Origin of the sequence: Leucobacter sp. Ag1, assembly GCF_000980875.1 — a bacterium.
Lineage (GTDB): Bacteria > Actinomycetota > Actinomycetes > Actinomycetales > Microbacteriaceae > Leucobacter > Leucobacter iarius.
In genome coordinates this window covers 1-18722 of record NZ_LAYO01000056.1, presented here as the reverse complement: position 1 = coordinate 18722, position 18722 = coordinate 1, and the positions used below count along the sequence as shown (strand labels likewise).

The following is an 18722-nucleotide window of genomic DNA, read 5'->3' as shown; positions in this document are numbered from 1 at the left end:
CCCCCCCCCCCCCCCCCACACACACGATGACGATCATCGACCTCGCGCCGCTGAGCCGGGCAGAGCACGTCGTCTACGATGCACGTTGGATGGTCTCCCCCAAAGGCTGAGGAGCCGGGTCGCCGTTCTAGGCGTGCTCCACGAAACGGATCACGTCGTGGACGCAGAAGACGTGGCCATGGGGGGTGTCACACGGGCGCTCGGGGCCGATGCTCGAAATCGTGTCCTGTGTACCTGAGCGCACCGGGCTGGCCTTCTTGAGCATGTGCTCCCCGAAGGCCGCGTGCTCGTCGCCGAACTGCTCGCGCAGCTGCGCCTTGCTGTAACCGAGGGAGCACTCGGGGTCGATGGACCAGTCGAACTCGGTGGGCGTCATGATGGCCCCTTTCTCCTCACGGAACTGCTCGGCAAGGTGGCCGACTGCGGCCACTGCCCCGACGGGGTCGAGCTCGGACCGGACGGACGCCGAGTACTGGGCTAGTCCCATTCGGCACCGTCGAGGCGACGGCCTGTACCAGCGCGCCGAGGTTCGGGAGCTTCTCGAGCGCCAGCTCGTAGCGCTGCTGAGAAATGAGCACCGCCCTGAGCAGCCACTGGCTCTCCGTGGGCATCCGGGCCGGATCGATCGCTGTGAACTCCTCGTCGCGGACGCCGGTCTTCTTGGCACTGATGCGGGCCGAGCGGTGCTCGGGCTGCTGGGCCTGGGCCGGTGTCGGGCCGACGTACTCGGCCAGCCGGTCGAAGTACCGCCAGAGCGCGTAGTAGTCGGGAGGAGCCCAGCTGGACTGGTCCTCGTAGTAGATCCGGTCGGCCACTAGGCTGCTCCTCTCCGTGCTCGGGACTGACTAGATGTCAAGATCGATAAGTCGGGTTCCGTCCCAGCTCCAGTACGAGGCACCGTGGAAGTTGCTGGACTGACTGACCTTGGCCCCACTGCGCTCCTTGAGTACTTTCGTGAGCGGGCCAAGCGACCACTCAGCTCCTTCGAAGAGCACCTTGGAATCACTCACGACGTGAGCGGTAAGCATCGGATTCGCGATGAACTCGATGGTCTCTCCGATGAGCTGGTTCAGCGTCTCGCGTGAGGCGAACTGCGAGGAAGCTCGATCATTCTGATTCCAGTTGCTTGCCCGCTTGAAGCGAGCCGGAATCCCGAGGATCTGTTGCAGTAGCAGATTGATGATGTAATCGCGTCGACGCCGGATCGCGGGACCGTCCCACACTTCGCGGTCAAGGATGCGATTCTGAGTGACCTGCAGCCCAGACTGGCCTTCGTAGGTCTTCTTTTTCTCAGTGAATCCCTTGTTGCCAAGCTCCTGGTTGTGGCGGATCAGCGTGATGTTGCCGATGTTGTTCACTAGCTCCTGGTGAACTTCTTCAGCCTCGTCGCCGAGAGCACGGACCCAGTCCGCACTGAGCTTCTGCGGCATGATGTGCTCGAGCTGCAGATGCGTGTCATCCCACTGCGGGCGCGACTTAGTAAGCGACTCTTCTGCCATCGACAACAGCAGGCGTGGATAGTTCCTCGAGCGGCCCAAGTTGTAGAAGTTCATGCTCCGAAGACGAGCACCCATCTCGTCGTCGTTCGGAACACGGAGCGCATACTCCTGAGAAGAGAGCTGGGTAAACAGGGTGTCAGAGATGTCCTCTGAGTCGTATAGCTCAGTAAGCCTAGACCCGAGAACGGGATAGAATTTGTTCTCAGCCTGAGTCATGCCAAGTACGCGTCGGCGCAGCAGATAGGTGCGGAACCCGGTGAGCACGCTGATGACTTCGCCGTCGCTCAGCAGTCTGTCTTCCCGGGCGGCCAAGACTTCCGTCAGATACGAGTACGCCGGATTGACGCCGATGACGTTGAGGTCAGAGATGGCTTGATCGACACGATGCACACCAGTTTGCTCAAGACCGCAGATCACGGCGTAGGGATGCGAGTACCGAACGAAGCTTTCGAAGAGCGCCTCAACACTTCGCCCACTCACGATTTCCTTAAAGGAGCCATACAGCTCTTTGTAGTTGCTCTCTCGTGCAACCTTGAAACTACGGTGCTGGTCTGCCTGCATCCAGTCGCGAATGAACTCGGATAGCTGACCGGGTAGACGCTTTTCGAGAGAAAGCCAGTACTCGTTGTACAGGTCAGTCTGCTGCTGGCTGCTCTTGCCCATGAGCAGATAGTTGCGGACGAGATCAGCAAGTGAGAGCGGCTTGCCGAGCGAGTTCATCGACTCGAAGATCTCTTGCGGGTTTTCCCATGGGTTGCGCTCTGGTTCGAGTTGGATCGAGATGATGCTGAACTTAGAAAGCCCCATCGTCAGCAAATTCTTCTTGCGCTCATCGCTCATCGCTTCCAGCGCCTTGCGGAAAAACTGGTAGTTCTGATGAACCGCGGAGTTCTTGTGTTTCGCGTCGACCTCACTGCGCAGCACAAGTCGTTTGTAGGCTTCCCAGTCGGTCTCAACCTGCTTCAGCTTGATCTTGTACTCGACGTCCTCGTCTGCACGATCATTCTGAAGGTATCGTCGCTGGATCTCTGCCTGATATTTTTCGTCCTCAATGCTGTCGCGTAGGGCCATCAAGAGCAGCATTGTCGTGGTGATGCGTTGCTGACCGTCAGTGAGAACATACTTGGCTGGAACCCCGAAACCTGAATCTTCGACCACGTAGACGATGCTGCCGAAGAAGTGTTCGGTCCGCAGGTTCTCCAAGTTGGAGTCCGTGACCTTCTCGACATCAGTAAGCAGCACCCTGCAATTTTCGGTTGCCCACTCGTAGTTACGTTGATAAGGCGGGATGAAAAACGTGACGTCGTTGTTTGACAACGATTCGAGCAGATACATCGGGCTGGCCTTCATACAGGAATTCCTCTTCGTGTTGCTCGAGCATCAATGCCCGGCGAGACTTGCGTGTACCCACGTGAGCCGGGGCACAATTTCCGCCATTCTCCCACCTGACACAGACATTCCTGGCCTCCACGCCAGGAAGCATACAGATTTCAACGTGGAAGACTTGGTGAAGCTTGGCGGCAACCAGCATGCCGCGTCTCTGCTGGCAGCAGGCGCAGCGAGACCCCTGCAGGAGCGATCTCGCAGGGACCTCAAAACGCTAATGCCCGAAGCTGCTGGCCTCACGCGCCTTCTCGGCTCTCCCCATGAGCTCCTGATGCAGCTCCGCGGTGGTGGTGCCAGGATTCTCGGCAAGCAGCTCACCGACCGCGCGGACTGCGTACTGCTTGGCGGCGTAGTCCATGTCGGCGTTGAACTGTGGATCTGTGATCGCGCCGCGATCGATGCCCATGATCACGCCACCAGCTTGGACTCGACGAACGCGTCCAGGTCGGAGGGCCGGTCGAGCACCGAGCCGCCAATCTTGGCATACTTCGTGCCCCTGCCCTCGGAACGCCACTTCTTTAGGGTCGAGTATCCGACTCACAGGTAGACAGCGGCGTCGGTCGAAGCACAGAGCGATCCGCGGGTGGCCATTGGGTGTCGTTCCTCCTGAGCAAAGGCAAATTGAACCTGCGAACTTGGCTCTTTGGAGACCGGTTCCGAACGAGCAGCTCATCCAGCCACAAAGCTACCAAGAGCGCTATCTTGGGAGACCGTACTCCAAAACAGGCCTGACCTGTCGCAGTGACATTGGCCTCTTGCTGGTAACATTTGCGGTGACATCACACGCGAAAGACGACAAAACCCCGACCAGAATAACCTTCTGATCGGGGCTTTTTGTCGGGCTGACAGGATTTGAACCTGCGACCCCTTGACCCCCAGTCAAGTGCGCTACCAAGCTGCGCCACAGCCCGTTGTTCCTCGAACTCGACCCGCCAGAGCGAGCCTCGCACCGAGGCAACCCCTCCATCTTAGCCACAACTTCGACGCACCGCGAACCAGGGGATCCCGCGCGTGCCGCGGGTGGTGCGAGGTGCTTCGAGATGACCCGTTCGCGGGTTTTCGAGGGCCATAGGCCGCGAAGGGGTCATCTCGAGATCCTGCGACTCGTTCCTCGCGCAGGATGACGGGGTCGCCGCGCGTAGAGCGGCGCGGACTTGGTTTCCGCCCGCAGGCTCGCTCAACCGGCGAGAAGCGGGAGCGATCTACCGTCCGATACTCGACATGTCCGCGTAGCGGTCCCCCACTGCGGGCGGCACCGCATCGAGGAACGCGAGCTGCTCGGCCGACAGCGAAAGAGCATCAGCCCCCACGTTCTCCTCCAACCGAGAGACCCGCTTGGTCCCGGGGATGGGCGCGATGTCGTCGCCCTGCGCGACGACCCAGGCCAGCGCGACCTGCGCGGGCGTCGCTCCGAGCTCCGCAACGACAGCCTCGACCGCCTCCACGATGCGCAGGTTCGCGTCGAGGTTCTCCCCTGCGAAGCGCGGGTTGCTGCGACGGAAATCATCGGAACCCAACGAAGCAGCAGAACGGATCGCGCCGGTCAGGAATCCGCGCCCGAGCGGCGAGTACGGCACGAGCCCGATCCCGAGCTCCCGCAGCACCGTGAGCTGCTGCCGCGCCGGCTCCTGCGTCCACAGCGAGAACTCCGTCTGCAGCGCCGTCACCGGGTGCACGGCGTGCGCCCGCCGAATGGTCTCCTCTGCGGCCTCCGACAGGCCGTAGTGCAGGATCTTCCCCTCTGCCACGAGCTCCGCGAGCGCCCCGACGGTCTCCTCGATCGGCGTCGCCGGATCCATGCGGTGCTGGTAGTACAGATCGATGCGGTCCGTGCCGAGCCGCTGCAGCGACCCCTCGACGGATCGCCGCACGTTCTCGGGGGTGCCGTCGACGGCGCGGCCACCCTCGGCGCTCCGCTTCACGCCGAACTTCGTCGCCAGCACCACGTCATCGCGGCGGCCGGCGAGCGCCCGCCCGACGAGCTCCTCATTGTTGTTCTCGCCCCACACGTAGAGCTCAGCCGTATCGAACAGGGTGACGCCCAGGTCGATGGCGCGGTGGATCGTGCGGATCGATTCGGCGTCGTCGGTGCCCGCTCCGCCGTAGAACGCCGACATTCCCATGCAGCCGAGGCCGACCCGGCCGACGGACAGGGATCCGAGTGTTGCGTGCTTCATGCGTTGAGCCTTTCGGAATAGAGGGTGATCTTGAGGTCGATGGCGCCGAGCGCGTCGTCCAGCTCGGCGAGGCGCGCCAGCACGGTCTCCCGGTGCTCGCGCAGCAGCTCCAGCCGCTCGGCACTCGTGTGCTCGCCCGCACGGGCCAGCTCCACATAGCGGCGCACCGTCGCGATCGGCATGGCCGTGGAACGCAGCTTGCGCAGGAACCCGAGCCACGCGATATCGGCGTCGGTGTACCGCCGATCCGACGACACCCGATCGACGGGCGCGAGCATGAGCCCCTCGCGCTCGTAGTAGCGGAGCGTGTGGGCCGTCAGCCCGAGCTCGTGCGCCGCCTCCGAGATGGAACGGGTCTCGATCGTCTGCTGCATGGGGCCAACGCTACGACTTCGAGCGCACTCGAAGTCAAGCGCGGATCGCGCGAACTCTCAGCGAACCTGGATCACCCGGCGGCGAGCACCGCGAGCACGTTGCCGGCGGGATCGCGGAACCACGCGATGTCGGGGCCGCGTCCGGGGGCGCCGTGCGCGATCCCCTTCGCGTCGGTACCGAAGTCGGGATCCGTGTAGATCTTCGTCACGACGCCCTTCGCGTTGAGCTCGTCGACCGCCGCCTCGACGTCGTCGACGGGGAAGTTGAGGATCGTGAAGCTCGCGGGCGTGTGATTCGGCTTGCCGTAGACGAGGATCGCCCCGCCCTGCGGCAGGCGGATGTTGAGGAATCCCATCGCGTTGGGCGCGACCTCGAGCCCGAGAGTGTCTCCGTAGAAGGATCGGGCCGCATCGATGTCGTCGACGCTGAACCCGCTGAACGCGTTCGCAGTGGTGAAAGCAGCCATAGCCCCAGCATGCGCCCGCCGCGCGCGGGTGTCCAGGATCGGATTCCTGGTCGGTGCGCTCGCTCAACCGGCGGGATCGGGATCCTGCGACTCGTACCTCGCGCAGGATGACGAGTTCGATCTTGTCTCGCTCCGCTCGCTCAACCGGCGGAATATGCTGAACGCACCCCGCCCGTGAGGAGAACGAAGATGTCGCACATTCCCGGACGCCTGCGATTCGAGCACGACGCGGTGGCGAGTTTCGCCGATCATCGCGCCGACGGGCGCGCGGCGCGATCCCGCACCCCGCGTTCGGCGCACGCCGAGTTCGACGCGGATCCGGGGCGCGATCCGCTCGGGATCATCGAGCGGCAGAACGCGGATCGCCTGCCCGACCTGGTGCCCCTGCGCATGAGCCGCATGGCCGAGAGCCCGTTCGCGTTCTATCGCGGTACGGCGGCGATCCAGGCCGCCGACCTCGCGGACTCCCCCGACAGCGGCCGCCTGGTCGTGGCCTGCGGCGACGCGCACCTCACCAACTTCGGCATCTTCGCGGCGCCCGACCGCAGCCTCGTGTTCGACCTGAACGACTTCGACGAGGCCGCGATCGCGCCGTGGGAGTGGGACGTGAAGCGGCTGGTGACGAGCGTGTCGATCGCGGCGGCCGACAACGGCTTCGGCGCGGCCGACGCCGAGGAGGCGACGCTCGCGGCAGCCGCCTCGTACCGGATCACGATGCGCGCGCTCGCGAAGCGCACGGCGCTCGAACGCTACTACCAGCGCAGCCTCGCGACGGAGCTGCCGGGCATGAGCGCGAGCTCGGTGAAGGCGCTGAACCGCACGCTCAAGCGGGCGGCGAAGCGCACCTCATCCCGGGTCGCGGCGAAGATCATGGAGACGGCGCCCGACGGCACCCAGCAGATCCGGGAGCAGCCGCCGACGCTGCTGCACGTCGATCCCGAGCAGGAGAACCGCTTCAGCGAGCTCGTCGCCGCCTACCGGCGCTCGGCGGCACCCGACATCGCGCTGCTGCTCGCGCAGTACACCCCGACCGACGTCGCCCGCCGCGTCGTCGGCGTGGGCAGCGTCGGCACGCGCTGCTCCATCGCGGTGCTCACCGGTCCGCACGGAGAACCCCTGATCCTGCAGATGAAGGAGGCCGGCCGCTCCGTGCTCGACGAGTACGGCCGGCTGGATCGGCGGCCGGGCCGCGGGATCACGGCGCTCGACGCGCCGGCCGACGGCGGCGAGCGCGTGATCACGTTCCAGCAGGTGCTGCAGTCGAGCTCCGACGCGTTCCTGGGGCACCTGCAGTTCGACGGTCGCGGCTTCTACGTGCGGCAGTTCCGCGATTTCAACGCGTCGATCGAGGTGTCGGAGCTGGATCCGCCGGCGTTCCTCGACTACGTGCGCGCGTGCGGGCACCAGCTGGCGCGGGCGCACGCGCAGAGCCCGGGTGCGGGATTCATCGCGGGGTATCTCGGGTCGAACGACGTGTTCGATCGCGCGATGGCGTCGTGGGCGCAGGAGTACGCGACGCAGTCGCTGGCAGACTACCGAGCGTTCGTTGCGGCGATTGACGCCGGACGTTTCGAAACCGCCCCGCCGCAATAGGCTGGTCGCATGAGTGACACCAGGGATCCCGGGGACGCCTGGGTCACGGCGGCGGACGGCAACAGCTACTGGGGCCGGTTCGGCGCGGCGGGTCTGCTGCTGCACGATCCGGGCCGCGGGGTGCTGCTGCAGCACCGCGCCGACTGGAGCCATCACGGCGGCACCTGGGGCATTCCCGGCGGGGCGAGGCACGAGCACGAGGACGCTGTTGCGGCCGCGGTGCGCGAGTCGAACGAGGAGGCCGGGGTGCCGCTCGACGGGGTGCTCCCCCGCTACCGGCACGTGCTGGATCGCGGCGGCTGGACCTACGCGACGATCGTCGCCGATGCCGCTCACCCGTTCGAGCCGGTGATCGCCGACGCAGAGAGCCACGCGCTCGAGTGGGTGCCGCTCGAGCGGGTCGAGGAGTATCCGCTGCACCCGGGGTTCGCGGCGAGCTGGCCGCTGCTGCGCCCGCTGCTGACCGCGCCGTCCGCGATCGTGGTCGATGCGGCGAACGTGATCGGTTCGGTGCCCGACGGCTGGTGGAAGGATCGCCGCGGCGCGGCCGAGCGGCTGCGGGATCGGATCCTCGCGCTCGGCGGGGCGCCGGTCGCGCCGGGGCTCGTCGGGCTGTCGGATGCGGCGCTGCCCGGCATCGACGCGGCCTACCCCGAGTGGGTCGTGGTGACCGAGGGCGTGGCCCGCGACGTCGAGTCGGCGGGCGACGTGCGCGTCGTGGGGGCGCCCGAGCTGGGCGACGACACGATCGTGGCCGAGACCCGCGCGCTCGTGGAGCGCGGCCTGCGGGTGTCGGTCGTGACCGCCGACGAGGAGCTGCGCACCCGCGTCGAGGCGGTCGGTGCCGCGGCGACCCGCGGCCCGAAGAAGCTGCTCAAGCGGCTCCCTGCCTAGCGGGTCACGGGATCCCCGCCCGCGGAGATCCCGCTCCCGGCCTCGGCCCGCCCGGCGCTCGATGCCGCGCCATCGGCGGCCCGCCCCGCCGCGCGCACCACGCCCGCGGCGATGAGTCCCTGCCCGAGGCAGTAGGTCAGCATGACCATGCCGCTGGTCCAGTCCGGCATGGCGTCCGGCAGGAACAGACGGAACGCGAGGATCGAGTCCGACACGAGGAACCAGACGCCGCCCCAGGCGACGACCGGGCCGCAGCGCGACGAGAGCGTCGCGGTGCCGCCGAGCACGAGGCCGTAGAGCGCGACCGGGACCAGGAGCGCGCCCGTGTGCGGGCCGAGGACCGCGATGAGCACGATCCACCAGAGCGCGTAGGCCGCGGCCCAGATCGGCACGCGCGGTCGCACCGCGATCCCCGCGCCACGCCAGAACACCCACATGTAAGCGAGGTGCGCGATCCCGAAGCACGCGAGCATCATCGGCAGCTCGGGCAGCGTCGGGAAGAACGTCCCCGCGCCGTCGCCGAGCCAGGAGGCGAGGACCCCGATGACGAGCACGGTGGCGGCGGCGCGCGGGAACGGGCGGATCCGCGCGGCGGCGCCGAGCACGGCGAGCACGAGCGCGGGCATCAGGATCAGCTTGGTGGGCTCCGCGAGCGGGTGGCCCGCGAAGCGGAGGATCACGTGCACCGCCGAGACGATCGCGTAGGGCGCGAACCAGGCGAGCAGCGCGGCCGGCGAGGGGGCGGATCCTGCAGCCCGCTCGGATCGCGCGGCGCCCTCGCGGGCCGCCGGGGACGCGTCGGAGAACGCTGCGGAGGACGTCGGTGTCATGCCCGAAGCCTACCGGCGGCGATGCACAGGAACTGCTCGGGCAGGCGCGCCGCGCGTTCCTGTACGCTTGTACACGTTCAATTGATGTACAAACGTACAGAAAGGGGTCGGTCATGACCGAGCAGCCCGTCATCGACGCGCCCGCGCCGGGCCGCCGCGACCCCGCGGGCCGCAAGCGCGCGATCATCGCCGCGGCCGCCGAGCTCATCATCGAGGGCGGCACCGCCTCCCTCACCCACCGCCGCGTCGCCGCGCGCGCGGGCGTCTCGCTCGGATCCACCACCCAGTACTTCGCCTCGCTCGACGAGCTCCGCGAGGCGGCGCTCGAACAGCTCGTCACCGAGACCGACGCGGCGCTCGACCTGCTCGCCGAGATCACCTCGGCCGCCGGCTTCACCGTCGCCGACCTCGCCCCCTTCGTGCGATCCTGGCTCGTCGACCCGCGCCAGGTGCAGGCCGACCTGATCCTCGTGAGCGCCGGCGCATCGGATCCGACCCGGCGCGCCCTCGCCCGCCGCTGGTTCGACCGCGCGGTCGCGATCCTCTCGGAACGCCTCCCGCCCGACCGGGCCCGCGCCGTCGCGATCTACGTCGACGGCGCCATGATCCACGCGGGGCTCCACGACGAGCCGCTCGACCTCGACGTCATCGTCGGCGATCTCGAAGCGCTCGCCCACCCCGCACGACCCCGCTCCACGGAGCCCACCCCGCAGCACCAGAACGGACCCCGCTCGTGACCGACGCAGCAGCATCGACCACTCAGTCCCACGCCACCGCACCGCAGCCCTACTCGAAGGCCCGACGCTGGGGCACGCTCGCCGTGCTCACGGCCAGCCTGCTCGTGATCACGATGGACATGACCATCCTGAACATCGCGATCCCCGACCTCACCGAGCAGCTGCGCCCGAGCGCCGACCAGGTGCTCTGGATCGTCGACGTCTACTCGCTCGTGCTCGCGGGCCTGCTCGTCACCTGCACCGCGCTCGCCGACCGCTGGGGCCGCAAGCGCATGCTCCTGATCGGCTACACGATCTTCGGCGGCACCTCGCTGCTCGTGCTCTGGGCGACGAACGCCGAGGCCGTCATCGCGCTCCGCGCGCTCCTCGGGCTCGGCGGCGCGATGATCATGCCGACCACGCTGTCGCTCATCCGCGTCGTGTTCAAGGATCCGCGCGAGCGCACCCTCGCCCTCGGCATCTGGGCCGCGGCGTCGAGCCTCGGCGCCGCCGTCGGCCCGCTCATCGGCGGCGCGCTGCTCGAGCAGTTCTCGTGGCAGTCGGCGTTCCTCATCAACGTGCCGCTCATGGTCGTCGCGCTCGTCGCGGGCATCTTCGTGCTGCCCGAGTCGAAGGTCGCGAACCCGGGCCGCATCGACCCGCTCGGCGTGATCCTCTCGCTCGCGGGCATGACCCTGTTCATCTGGTCGGTCAAGGAGTTCGGCGTCGGCGCGTCCCTCGCGAACCCCACCGCCTGGGCGTCGCTGCTCGCCTCGCTCGCCCTGCTCAGCTGGTTCGCGGTGCGCTGCCTGCGCAGCGACGCGCCCCTGCTCGACCTGCGCCTGTTCCGCAGCCGACCGTTCTCGGCCGGCATCATCGGCGCGCTCGGATCGAGCTTCGCCATGGGATCCGCGCTGCTGCTGCTCGCGCAGTGGATGCAGCTCGTCGACGGCGCCACCCCCGTCGAGACGGGTCTGCGCCTCTTCCCGGCCGCGATCGGCGGCGCGATCTCGGCGCTGCTCGCCCCGGCGCTCGCCCGCTGGACCAGCCCGCGCGCGGTCCTCGCGGGCGGCATCGCCTCGGCCGGCATCGGCATGATCCTCATCGGTGTGCAGCCGGGCACCCTCTCGACCCTCACCGTGCTCATCGCGATCACCCTCGTCGGCGTCGGCACGGGCGCGCTCGCCATCGGATCGGCCCTCATCATGTCGGGCAGTCCCGAGGAGAAGGCCGGCAGTGCCGCGGCGCTCGAGGAGACCGCGTACGAGCTCGGCAGCGTGCTCGGCGTCGCGATCCTCGGCAGCGTCGCAGCGCTCTGGTACCGCGCGAACTTCGCGGGCTTCGTCTGGCCGGGCACCCCCGACCCCGCGGCGGTCGCCGATGCGGAGTCGTCGCTCGGCGGCGCCATCGCGGTCTCGCAGAAGCTCGGCCTGCCCGAGCTCGCGCACGAGGCCGGGGTCGCGTTCACGCACTCGATGCAGTGGACCGGGATCATCGGCGGCGGCGTGCTCGTCGCCGTGGCGATCACGATCTTCTTCCTCACCCCGAAGGGCACGAGCGTGTCCGACGCCCACCACTGAGGCTGATTTCGACTTCTTCGGCTCTCGTCGAGCGGCGGCAAACGGCTGCTATTCCGCTCGATTCCAGTGGTTTGGCGCCACTCGACGAGAGCGAAGAGGCGTGGACGCACGCGCACACCAGCAGAACGCAGGCCAGTACCTGGCGTGCGGCGCAGGCCGGGGGCGGAGATGCGCGGGCGCTCAGGGTCGCCTCGGGGTTTCCCCCGATCCGAGCGGGTACCCGGGTACGACCCCGTCGATACCGCGGTCCGATGGCAGGGCCCCAGCGAGTCCGTAGCGTGGAATCATCACGCACCGGACGACCAGCGAAGCCGGAGCCACACCGAAGGGAACGCGTCATGAACGCCACCGCCAACTCGAACGATCAGGCACAGACCGACACCGCCGTCGTGGCGGATCCCGCAGCCGTCACCGCCGGCACGACCGGCACCACCGCAGTGCTGCCCGACGCCACCGGCACCCAGCGGACCGTGCCGCTGCAGAGCGGGCAGTTCACCGCCCAGCAGCCGACGATCCCGCTGCCGCCGCTCGGACCCGACGCCGACCTGCCGCCGGCGGCCGCCGCGCACCCGATCCCGCAGGCGCCGTTCCAGGGCGTGCCCCGCCCGGCCCCGAACCCCGATCAGACCCGCACCTTCACGATCACGAGCTTCGTGCTCGGCATCGTCTCGGTGGTCGCCGGCTGGACCTTCATCGCCCCGATCGTCGGCCTCGTCTTCGGCATCATCGCCCTGCGCCGCCGCACCGCCGACCGCACGCTCGCGATCTGGGGCGTCGTGCTCAACTCGATCATGCTCGGCGCGACCGCCCTCGCCGCGTTCTTCGGCATCGCCGCGGTGACCTTCGGCGCCCTCGCGTCGATCCCCTACTGGGGCTGGTGAGCCGCGGCCGACCGCAGCAGCCTCAGTCGACGGCCCGCTCCCCCTCGGGGGCGGGCCGTTCCGCGTCCCCGGCGTCCGTCCGATCCGCACGATCCACCTCGGGCGGTTTCGGCGGGTACACGAAGGTGACGAGCACGATCGAGATGATCATCAGCAGGAACCAGGCGACGATCTTCTGCGGCGACACGAGATGCCAGCCGTCGGTCTGGTTCGGATAGAACCAGGCACCGGCCCAGGTCCCGATGTTCTCGGCGAACCAGATGAAGAGCGCGACCCCGACGAACACGGGCAGGATCGGCACGCGCAGCGTCGTGCGCCACACGCGGAAGTGCATCACGGTCGGCAGCCAGAGCACCACGACGGCGGCGAGCAGGATCCACCGGAAGTCGAACACGAAGTGGTGGCCGAAGAAGTTCAGGTAGATGAGCGCGGCGACGATCGCCGTCAGCCAGACCCTCGGATACCGCGCGAAACGCAGGTCGTGCAGGCGATACACGCGCACCATGTAGGAACCGACCGCGGCGTACATGAAGCCCGAGAAGAGCGGCACCGCGCCGATGCGGAGCACACCGTCGCCGTCGTAGCTCCAGGATCCGACGTCGGTCTTGAACAGCTCCATGGCCGTGCCGGTGATGTGGAACAGCACGATCACCCACAGCTCGCGGCCGCTCTCGAGCCGGAACGCGAGCATCCCGATCTGGATCACGATCGCCGCGATCGTCAGGGCGTCGTTGCGGGCCAGCACGGCATCCTCGGGATACCAGAGCCGGGCCGCGACGATCACGGCGAGCAGCAGCGCACCGAACACGCACGCCCACGCCTGCTTGAGCAGGAACACCGCGCACTCGACGAGCACCGCGCGGGCCCCACGGCGGGGCGCGTCACGCAGGATCCGGTGGGCGAGCCGATCGATCCCGCGCTCGAGGCGGGTGAACTCGCGGGTGCCGTCCGTCATCCCTCGAGGCTAGCCGGACGCGTTCAACCGAGGAAATCGCACCCGGCGAGGCCGTCGAGGTACTCGGGTCCGCGGCACGGCCCGCCGGGGATCACGATCACCGGATCGCTTTGGCTCTTGGAGTCGGGCGCGCCGACCCCGACCAGCTCGAACGCGACCAGCGACCCGTCATCGGATTCCGCGAACTCCATGCGCCCACCCTAGCGATCGGGCGCGGCGGGCTCCACGAACGGATGCCAGATTGACGGGTGGACGCCCCGCCTACGATTGGACGCGCCTCCGGCGACTGGACGCCCTGCCGACGAACGGACGTCCAACCGACGAGTGGACGCCGTATCGCGCGTATGGAACGCGTCCGGTCGTCGGCTCAGCGTCCACTCGTCGAGCGCACGGGGTGACTCGCGGCAACGCATCATCCCGGTCGCACCGCGCAGCAGCACAGCACCGCACCGTAGCACCGCACCGCACCCGCAGCACAGCCGCCCAAAAACGCCACAGCGCGCCGCACGAAACGTGCGACGTGCTGCGTCGGTCTGCAGACGGCGACGCCCGCCGAAACGCCTAGCGGCCGGCGCGGGGCCGCTTCTCGCGGATGCGCATGTTCATGACAATGGGCGTGCCCTCGAAGCCGTAGCGTTCGCGCAGGCGGCGCTGGATGAAGCGGCGGTAGCCGGGATCCAGGAAGCCCGTGGTGAAGAGCACGAACGTCGGCGGACGGTTCTGCACCTGCGTGCCGAACAGGATGCGGGGCTGCTTGCCGCCGCGCAGCGGGTGCGGGTGCTCCTGCACGAGCTCCGCGACGAAGGCGTTGAACTTCGCCGTCGGGATGCGGGTGTCCCACGAGTCGAGCGCGGTCTCGAGCGCCGGAACCAGCTTCTCGAGGTGGCGGCCGGTGCGGGCCGAGATGTTCACGCGCGGCGCCCAGGCGACGTGCGCGAGGTCCTGGTCGATCTCGCGCTCCAGGAAGCGGCGGCGTTCGTCGTCGAGCAGATCCCACTTGTTGAACGCGAGCACGAGCGCGCGGCCCGACTCGAGCACGAGGTCGATGATGCGCAGATCCTGGTCGCTGATCTCCTGCGTCACGTCGAGCAGCACGACCGCGACCTCCGCCTTCTCGAGCGCGGCGGCGGTGCGCAGCGACGCGTAGAAGTCGGCGCCCTGCGAGAGGTGCACGCGGCGGCGGATGCCGGCGGTGTCGACGAAGGTCCACACGCGTCCGGCGATCTCGACCTGCTCGTCGACCGGGTCGCGGGTGGTGCCCGCGAGGTCGTTCACGACCACGCGCTCCTCGCCGGCGGCCTTGTTGAGCAGGCTCGACTTGCCCACGTTCGGGCGGCCGAGGATCGCGACGCGACGCGGGCCGCCGAGCTTCGGACGGGCGACCGCCGACTCCTCGGGCAGCGCCTTCATGACGTCGTCGAGCAGGTCGGCGACGCCGCGACCGTGCAGCGCCGAGACGGGACGGGGCTCGCCGAGGCCGAGCGACCACAGCTGCGCGGCCTGCGGCTCCTGCACGGCGTCGTCGACCTTGTTGGCGATGAGGAAGACGGGCTTCTTGGTGCGGCGCAGCAGCTGCACGACGCGCTCGTCGGTCGCGGTCGGGCCGACGCGCGAGTCGACGACGAACATGACGACGTCGCAGAGCTCGATGGCGACCTCGGCCTGCGCGGCCACCGACGCGTCGATGCCCTTCGCGTCGGGCTCCCAGCCGCCGGTGTCGACGAGGGTGAAACGGGTGCCGGCCCACTCGGCCGGGTAGCTCACGCGATCGCGGGTGACGCCGGGAACGTCCTCCACGACGGCCTCGCGGCGGCCGAGGATCCGGTTGACGAGCGCGGACTTGCCGACGTTCGGGCGGCCGACGATCGCGACGACCGGCAGCGCCTCCGCCTCGGGCTGCGTGAAGCCGAGGAACTCGCCGTCGGCACCGAGGATCTCGAGATCCTCGGCTTCGAGCTCGAAGTCGTCGAGGCCCGAGCGCATGGAGCGCAGGCGCTCCTCGTCGGTGACGTCGGCGCCGCCCTCGATGACTTCGCTCGGGTCGATGGCGGAGAGGTCGAAGACCTCGGTCTCGCCCTCGTCGTGCAGTTCGTTCGACTCGGTCATGCGGTTTCCTCCTCGGGGCGGGCGCTGGCCTGGTGGGCCTGCGCGCCTCGGATGATGTCGGTGACGGCGGCGACGGACTGCTCGAAGTCGAGCTCGCTCGTGTCCACCAGGGTGACCCCGGGTGCGGGGTTCAGGAAGTCGACCACCAGCGCGTCCTTCGCGTCGCGGGCGATCAGGTCTTGGAGCACCTGTTCGGGGCTCAGACCGGGGAGTTCTGCGGCACGGCGCTGGGCGCGCACCTCGGGGCGCGCGGTCAGCAGGATCCGGACCGGGGCGTCGGGAGCGACGACCGTGGTGATGTCGCGCCCCTCGATGACGACGCCGGGCAGGCCCGACTCGGCGACGATCGTGCGGAACATGGCGTTCAGCCGCTCGCGGACCGCCGGGTGCTTCGAGACCCGGCTGACCTGGCCGCTGACCGAGTGGTCGCGGATCTCGGCGGTGACGTCGATCTCGTCGGACGGCAGGCCGTCGAACGCGGGTACGCGCACGGCGACGCGCTGCGCGCCGCGCAGCGTGATGTCGTATCGCCAGAGGTCGAGCAGGTTCTCGACCGCCGCGGCGTCGTCGAGATCGATACCGGTGCGGAGCGCGGCCCAGGCGAGCGCGCGGTACGCGGCGCCCGTGTCGAGGATCCCGAAGCCGAGGCGTTCGGCCGCGGTGCGCGCGACGCTCGATTTGCCGCTGCCCGCGGGGCCGTCGATCGCGGCCAGCAGGGATCCGGTCACGGCGGGGACGGCTTCGGGTGCGCCGAGCGCGGGGTCGACCCGTTCGGTCATAGCGTCCTCCATCCGCGGCTCTGCAGATCGGCGACGGCCCGTTCGGCCACCTCGGGCAGCACGGCGATCTCCGCGAATCCGATCTGCGCACCCGGCGAGTGCTCCAGGCGCAGATCTTCCATATTAATGCCCAGCTCGCCGAGCTCGGTGAGCAGGCTCGCGAGCTGCCCGGCGCGGTCGTCGATCAGCACCGTGATCGAGGCGAATCGGGCGGCGCTGCCGTGCTTGCCGGGGATCCGTGCGACGCCGTTCGTGCCGCTCGCCAGCAGATCGGCGATGCTCCGCTTCGAGCCGGGGGCATCGGCGGCGCGCAGGGCGTCGGTGAACGCAGCGACGTCGCGCTGGAACGCGTCGAGCAGTTCGATGACCGGCTCGCGGTTGGCGCCGAGGATCTGCACCCACAGCTCCGGATCGCTCGCCGCGATGCGGGTGGTGTCGCGGAGACCTGCGCCGGCGAGCTCGATGGCATGCTCCTCGGCCGGCACAAGGCGGGCCGCGAGCAGGCTCGACACGACCTGCGGCAGGTGAGAGACGAGCCCGACCGCGCGGTCGTGCGCCTCGGGAGTCATCTCGAGCAGCACCGCGCCCAGGTCGAGCGCGACGGCCTCCACCAGCGCGAGGGTCTCGGCCGAGGTGTCGGCGTCGCGGCAGACCACCCAGGGGCGCGCGACGAACAGGTCGGCGCGGGCCATGATGGCCCCTCCGCGCTCGCGCCCCGCCATGGGGTGCGAGCCGACGTAGTTGTCGAGGTTCAGACCGCGACGCTGCAGCTCGTGGAGCGGGGCGAGCTTCACGCTCGCCACATCGGTGACCACGGCGTCCGGGAAGCGGCGGATCGCGCCCTCGACGGCGTCGGCGACCACGTCGGGCGGTGTCGCGACCACCACGAGCGCAGGATCGGGTTCGCCCTCGGCGCGGGCACGGCCGGCGCCGTAGTCGGCGGCGAGCGCCGCGGTGGTCGGCGAGACGTCCTCGAGGGTGACGTCGACGCCTCGAGCGCGCAGCCCGAGGCCGACGCTCGCTCCGAGCAGGCCCGCACCGATCACGTGCACCTGCCCCGTGACCCTGCTGGCCAGTCCGTTCGCCTGTTCCGTCATGTTCCGTCCTCGCGTCCTCGGCTGTTCGCCCGGTCCATTCTCCCAGGTCGAGCGCCGGTTCCGCAGCGCACGCGGATCATCCTTCTGCGAGCAGCCCGGTGACGCGGTACGGGATCACGGTGCGCAGGAACAGGCTGGTCGAGGTGCGACGGATTCCGGGGCAGAGCCGGATCTCCTCGCTGACCCGGTAGAGGTCGTCGGGATCGCGGGCGACGACGCGCAGCAGCAGGTCGGTGTCGCCCGCGGGAGCGAAGCACTCGAGCACTTCGGGGATGTCGGCGAGCGCCGCGATCGCCTCGGCGATGCTGTGCTGGTCGAGCTCGACCTGCACGCTCGCCGCGACGGGACGGCCGAGCGCCTGCGGAGTGATGCGAGTGCTCGCGAGCCGGAGGGCGCCCGCCGCGTCGAGCTTGTCGAGCCGTGCCTGCACCGTGCCGCGGGCGAGCCCGAGGCGCTGGGCGATCATCGCCACCGGCATGCGCGCGTCGGCGTCCAGCTCACGCAGGATCCTGCGGTCGGTCAGATCGAGGTCGCTCATTCTGCTCACCTTCTGCCCAGTTTGGGAGTTCGGGATCGAGCATATCGCTCAATTCAGGAAACTTCGCTTGCGCGATTCGCTCGGACTCCCTTGAATATGAGCGGGGCACGGTCAGTGCACCCGACACCACGAGATCCGCGAGCGCAGCACCCCGCGCGAACCGGATCACGGACAGCCCCACAAGGGCACGCCCGAACAGGAGACCCGCCTTGAGCGCACCCCAGGCTCTCGCCGCCCCGCACCTCGCCGTCGCCGCCCCGGCCGCGGTGAGACCCAGGATCCGGGTCGCACTGACCGCCCTGACGCTCGGCTTCCTGCTGATCGCCGCGAATCTCTCGACGCCGCTCTTCCCGCTCCTCGAGCAGCGGCTCGGCCTCGACTCCTTCGGTGTCGCGGTGGCCTTCTCGAGCTACGTGCTCAGCATGCTCGTCGGTCTGACCCTGTTCCGGCGGCTGGCCGATCGCCTCAACCGACGCACGGTGCTCGTGACCGCGCTCTCGGTGGCCGCGTTCGCCACGGCCGGACTCGCGCTCGCCCCGAATCTCGGCTGGTTCTGCGCGGCCCGCGCCGTGCAGGGACTCGCCATCGCCGCCGCGACCGGTACCGCGTCGAGCGCGTTCCGCGTGCTGCTGGCCGGGCGCCCCCGGACCGCCGGCCGCCTGACCCTGCTGGCGAGCTCGGGCGGTGTCGCGCTCGGGCCCGTGCTCGGCGGCCTCCTCTCCGAGACCGGTGATCCGCTGCGCACCCCGTACTTCTCGCTCGCGCTCGCACTGGCGCTGCTCGCGCCCGTGATCCTGGCGGTCGTGCCCCACGGCGCCTGCCGCGCCGAGGACGCCGAGCCGCTCCCTGC

20 protein-coding genes and 1 tRNA gene are annotated in these 18722 nt (G+C 68.9%); 6 read left to right on the top strand and 15 right to left on the bottom strand.

Annotated features, from left to right (window positions below):
* Window positions 1-127 precede the first annotated feature (127 nt).
* From XM48_RS01485 to XM48_RS01450, 8 genes are all read right to left on the bottom strand, one after another.
* Entirely contained in the window at window positions 128-376 is a 249-nt protein-coding gene (locus XM48_RS01485) for a hypothetical protein (protein ID WP_156174894.1), read from the bottom strand.
* A gap of 16 nt (window positions 377-392) precedes the next feature.
* On the bottom strand, window positions 393-815 hold the full coding sequence (locus tag XM48_RS01480) for a hypothetical protein (RefSeq protein ID WP_046454002.1): 423 nt from the start codon (window positions 813-815) through the stop codon (window positions 393-395).
* Between the two features lie 30 nt (window positions 816-845).
* On the bottom strand, window positions 846-2849 hold the full coding sequence (locus tag XM48_RS01475; RefSeq protein ID WP_046454001.1) for a DUF262 domain-containing protein: 2004 nt from the start codon (window positions 2847-2849) through the stop codon (window positions 846-848).
* Between the two features lie 250 nt (window positions 2850-3099).
* Window positions 3100-3297: a hypothetical protein gene (locus XM48_RS01470; protein ID WP_046454000.1), complete on the bottom strand. Its 198-nt coding sequence runs from the start codon at window positions 3295-3297 to the stop codon at window positions 3100-3102.
* 425 nt (window positions 3298-3722) lie between these two features.
* Window positions 3723-3796: transfer RNA gene (locus XM48_RS01465), tRNA-Pro, on the bottom strand.
* 291 nt (window positions 3797-4087) lie between these two features.
* Window positions 4088-5062, bottom strand: a complete 975-nt coding sequence (locus XM48_RS01460; protein WP_046453999.1) for an aldo/keto reductase — start codon at window positions 5060-5062, stop codon at window positions 4088-4090.
* Window positions 5059-5436 carry a MerR family transcriptional regulator gene (locus XM48_RS01455; RefSeq protein WP_046453998.1) on the bottom strand — a complete coding sequence of 126 codons (378 nt, stop codon included), beginning with the start codon at window positions 5434-5436 and terminating at the stop codon, window positions 5059-5061. The genes XM48_RS01460 and XM48_RS01455 overlap by 4 nt, the downstream gene beginning before the upstream one ends.
* A 71-nt stretch (window positions 5437-5507) precedes the next feature.
* A complete protein-coding gene (locus XM48_RS01450; RefSeq protein ID WP_046453997.1) occupies window positions 5508-5903 on the bottom strand; it encodes a VOC family protein in 396 nt (131 codons plus the stop codon).
* 189 nt (window positions 5904-6092) lie between these two features.
* Between XM48_RS01450 and XM48_RS01445 the strand changes: the two genes are divergently transcribed.
* Together XM48_RS01445 and XM48_RS01440 are read left to right on the top strand one after the other, a co-directional pair.
* Window positions 6093-7496 carry a DUF2252 domain-containing protein gene (locus tag XM48_RS01445; RefSeq protein ID WP_046453996.1) on the top strand — a complete coding sequence of 468 codons (1404 nt, stop codon included), beginning with the start codon at window positions 6093-6095 and terminating at the stop codon, window positions 7494-7496.
* A 9-nt stretch (window positions 7497-7505) separates the two neighbouring features.
* Window positions 7506-8390 carry an NUDIX domain-containing protein gene (locus XM48_RS01440; RefSeq protein ID WP_046453995.1) on the top strand — a complete coding sequence of 295 codons (885 nt, stop codon included), beginning with the start codon at window positions 7506-7508 and terminating at the stop codon, window positions 8388-8390.
* Here XM48_RS01440 and XM48_RS01435 read toward each other — a convergent pair.
* A complete protein-coding gene (locus XM48_RS01435) occupies window positions 8387-9220 on the bottom strand; it encodes a lysoplasmalogenase (RefSeq protein ID WP_084820854.1) in 834 nt (277 codons plus the stop codon). The two genes, XM48_RS01440 and XM48_RS01435, sit on opposite strands and share 4 nt — an antisense overlap.
* 113 nt (window positions 9221-9333) lie before the next feature.
* On the opposite strand from XM48_RS01435, the gene XM48_RS01430 reads away from it, so the two are divergent.
* The 3 genes from XM48_RS01430 (at window position 9334) to XM48_RS17720 (ending at window position 12397) form a co-directional block, all read left to right on the top strand.
* Entirely contained in the window at window positions 9334-9957 is a 624-nt protein-coding gene (locus XM48_RS01430; protein ID WP_046453994.1) for a TetR/AcrR family transcriptional regulator, read from the top strand.
* Entirely contained in the window at window positions 9954-11516 is a 1563-nt protein-coding gene (locus XM48_RS01425) for an MFS transporter (protein WP_046453993.1), read from the top strand. Before XM48_RS01430 ends, XM48_RS01425 begins: the two co-directional genes overlap by 4 nt.
* A 338-nt stretch (window positions 11517-11854) precedes the next feature.
* Complete coding sequence (locus XM48_RS17720; protein WP_231580760.1) at window positions 11855-12397, top strand: DUF4190 domain-containing protein; 543 nt, start codon at window positions 11855-11857, stop codon at window positions 12395-12397.
* A 22-nt stretch (window positions 12398-12419) separates the two neighbouring features.
* On the opposite strand, the gene XM48_RS01415 is transcribed toward XM48_RS17720, so the two are convergent.
* From XM48_RS01415 to XM48_RS01395, 6 genes are all read right to left on the bottom strand, one after another.
* The gene (locus XM48_RS01415; RefSeq protein ID WP_046453992.1) at window positions 12420-13352 is read right to left on the bottom strand and encodes a DUF817 domain-containing protein; all 933 of its coding nucleotides are present in this window, start codon (window positions 13350-13352) and stop codon (window positions 12420-12422) included.
* Between the two features lie 23 nt (window positions 13353-13375).
* A complete protein-coding gene (locus tag XM48_RS17715; protein WP_156174893.1) occupies window positions 13376-13543 on the bottom strand; it encodes a hypothetical protein in 168 nt (55 codons plus the stop codon).
* Between the two features lie 370 nt (window positions 13544-13913).
* Window positions 13914-15458, bottom strand: a complete 1545-nt coding sequence (gene der / locus XM48_RS01410; protein ID WP_046453991.1) for a ribosome biogenesis GTPase Der — start codon at window positions 15456-15458, stop codon at window positions 13914-13916.
* Window positions 15455-16237 carry a (d)CMP kinase gene (gene cmk / locus XM48_RS01405; protein WP_231580759.1) on the bottom strand — a complete coding sequence of 261 codons (783 nt, stop codon included), beginning with the start codon at window positions 16235-16237 and terminating at the stop codon, window positions 15455-15457. Before cmk ends, der begins: the two co-directional genes overlap by 4 nt.
* The gene (locus XM48_RS01400; RefSeq protein WP_046453990.1) at window positions 16234-17334 is read right to left on the bottom strand and encodes a prephenate dehydrogenase; all 1101 of its coding nucleotides are present in this window, start codon (window positions 17332-17334) and stop codon (window positions 16234-16236) included. Before XM48_RS01400 ends, cmk begins: the two co-directional genes overlap by 4 nt.
* A 76-nt stretch (window positions 17335-17410) precedes the next feature.
* Window positions 17411-17872: an Lrp/AsnC family transcriptional regulator gene (locus tag XM48_RS01395; protein ID WP_046453989.1), complete on the bottom strand. Its 462-nt coding sequence runs from the start codon at window positions 17870-17872 to the stop codon at window positions 17411-17413.
* A 209-nt stretch (window positions 17873-18081) separates the two neighbouring features.
* Between XM48_RS01395 and XM48_RS01390 the strand changes: the two genes are divergently transcribed.
* Window positions 18082-18722: MFS transporter (locus XM48_RS01390; protein ID WP_156174891.1), on the top strand; the 641-nt coding region annotated here is incomplete at its 3' end.